2 protein-coding genes are annotated in these 2,720 nt (G+C 70.1%); both read right to left on the minus strand.

Going from position 1 to position 2,720, the window contains the following annotated elements:
* On the minus strand, positions 1-1,334 hold a 1,334-nt coding region (locus tag HUU96_RS14460), incomplete at its 3' end, for a TIM-barrel domain-containing protein (RefSeq protein WP_302480250.1).
* Complete coding sequence (locus HUU96_RS14465; protein ID WP_254605254.1) at positions 1,331-2,602, minus strand: MFS transporter; 1,272 nt, start codon at positions 2,600-2,602, stop codon at positions 1,331-1,333. The genes HUU96_RS14460 and HUU96_RS14465, both read right to left, overlap by 4 nt.
* Positions 2,603-2,720: the final 118 nt, after the last annotated feature.

A 2,720-nucleotide genomic window follows, 5' to 3' on the forward strand; every position in this document is an offset into this window, starting at 1 on the left:
AAGCCGTCGAAGCGCGCGCGCGCGTCCCACAGCTCGTATTCGTTGTTGTCGTTCCACGTCGCCTCGATGCCGTGATCGAGCAGCGCGGCGCCGACCTGCTCGCGCCACCAGCGCGCCGCCTCGGGCCTGGTGAAATCGAGGTAGCTGCCAACCTCGTCCCAGAACTGCGCCTCCACCGGCACACCGTCCTCGTCGGCGACGAAGAAGCCGGCGGCGGCGACCTCGTCGTAAGCCGGGTGGCTGCGCAGCAGCGCGGGCTTGATGTTGGGGACGAGGCGCACGCCCGCCGCCGCATAGGAGGCGACGAAGCCCGCGGGGTCGGGGAACTTGTCCCTGTTCCAGTGAAAGACGTAGCGCTTGTCGCCGATCGACGTGTAGCCCGACGACAGGTGGAACGACGTGCAGCCGAGGTCGTGCTCCGCGCACTTGTCAAGAAAGCCCTGCATCTGCCCGCCCGCGTCGGGTGCGTCGGTGTAGGTCATCGTCGAGCCCGAATAGCCGAGCGTCCAGCGCGGCATCAGCGCGGGCCGGCCGGTCAGCCACGTGAAGCGGCGCGTGACGGCGGCGGGATCGGGCCCGGCGATCATCCACAGGTCGATGTCGCCCGCCTCGGCGACGACGTGGCGGTAGAGGCCGTGATAATTGTCGAGCTCGCGCCCCAGTTCGACGGTCACGTCGGCGGTGCTGTCCCAGAACTCGCCGTGGCAGCGGGCGGCCTCGTCGGCGACGAGGAGATAGGGGATCGACTTGTAGAGCGGGTCGCTATGCTCCGCGTCGAAGCCCATCGGGTCGACGTTGGTCAGGCGGAAACGGCGACCGGCGCGGTTCGCGTCGCCGGTGCGGTCGCCGAGCCCGTAGAAGCGCTCGCCCGGCTGGCGCGCGAGATAATGGTGCGCGCGGCCGTCCCACCAGCCGAAGTCGTAGGCTTGCGTCGGGCGATCGGCGGCCATCGGCATCCAGGCTTCGTCCAGCGTCGGGCCGTCGCGCTGTTCCCAGGTACAGTGCAGGCCGTGGAGGCGGATCGCGAGCCGGATCCGCGCCGTCTCGATCGTCACCATGTCATCGGCCTCGTCGCAGCGGAAGGCAGGACAGGCGAAGCCGGCGACGTTCATCCGGTCGCGGCCGGGCTCGGCGATGTCGTCGGCCCCCGGCGCGATCGCCCAGCTCGGCGGGCTGGTGACGCGCCCCTCGGCGAGCAGCAGCAGCCTGACGATATCGTCCTCCAGCACGAACACGTGCGCGACCGCGCCCGTGTCGGCAGTCAGCGTCACGCGGCCGTGCGCCCGTTCGGTCATCGTGAAGCGCGGCGGGTTGGACAGGGTAGCACGTCTCATCGGCGGCGCTCCAGGACGGGATTGAGGGCGGGCGGCAGCGTCAGCCGGCCGATGAAGGCGATCAGCACGACTGCGCCGATCAGGTCGAAGACACCGAGCAGCCCGAACAGCGGCGCATAGCCGAAGCGGTCGGCGAGCTGGCCGATCAGCAGCGAGAACAGCAGGCCGCCAATCCAGCCGGCCTGGCCGATGAAGCCGTTGGCGGTACCCACCTCGCCCGGCGCGAACACGTCGGCCGACAGCGTGTTGATGAGGCCGGAGATCATCTGGTGCGCGAAGCCGCCGACGCAGAACAGCGCGATCGCGGTGTAGGGGCTGGCGGCGAGGCCGATGCACCCCGGCGCGATCATCAGCACCGCTCCCAGGACGATTCCAGCGACACGCGACGGGACGAGCGCCCAGCCGCGCCGTATCAGCCAGGGCGAGAGATAGCCGCCCAGGATCCCGCCCAGGTCCGCCGCGAGGAAGGGTAGCCACGCGAACAGCGCGATCTGCTTCAGGTCCATGCCCCGCTCCGTCGCGAGGTAGAGCGGGATCCAGAAGCTGAACGTCTGCCACGCAGGCTCGGCGAGGAAGCGCGGCACCGCGATCACCCAGAAGCGCGCGGTGCCCAGGATGTCGCGCGGCCGGGTGCGGTGGGGCGCATCGGCCGGGCGATCGGTGGAGATCATCACCCGTTCCTCGGGCGTGATCTTCGGGTGCGTCTCGGGCGTGCGATAGAAGGTGTACCAGGCAGCGGCCCAGACGAGCCCGACCGCGCCGGTGACCACGAACGCCCAGCGCCAGTCGAGCCAGATCGTGACCACCGCGACCACCGGCGGCGCGATCAGCGCGCCGAGCGAGGTGCCCGCGTTAAACCAGCCGACCGCGACAGATCGCTCGCGCGCCGGGAACCACTCGGCCACCGCCTTGATCCCCGCCGGGATGGCGGCGGACTCGGCAAGGCCCAGCAGACCCCTGAACATCGCGAGACCAAGCCAGCCCGCGGCCAGGGCGTGGAGCATGTTGGCAAGCGACCAAGCGAGCCCGAACATCGCGAAGCCCGCGCGCAGCCCGAACCGGTCGACCAATGCGCCCGCGATCGGCTGCATCACCGTGTACGCGAGCTGGAACGCGCCGACGACGTAGCTGTACTGCCGGGTGTCCATGTGCAGCGCGATCTTGAGTTCGGGCGCGAGCACGCCGAGCGAGTTGCGCGCGAGATAGTTGGCGACCGTGCCGGCGCAGATCAGCGCGACGATCCACCAGCGCAGGTTCCGTATCCGCACGCCCGTCCTCTCCCCGCGCCGTGCGCGGCGTCGGCCAGCGAGGTAGCCGGACGGTTCCGGCCTGTCCATATTGGTCAGGCCACTTATTCGCCCGTCTCCACCACCTGCGTGCCGGCGC

Source organism: Sphingomonas bacterium (assembly GCF_903644135.1).
Classification (GTDB): domain Bacteria; phylum Pseudomonadota; class Alphaproteobacteria; order Sphingomonadales; family Sphingomonadaceae; genus Sphingomonas.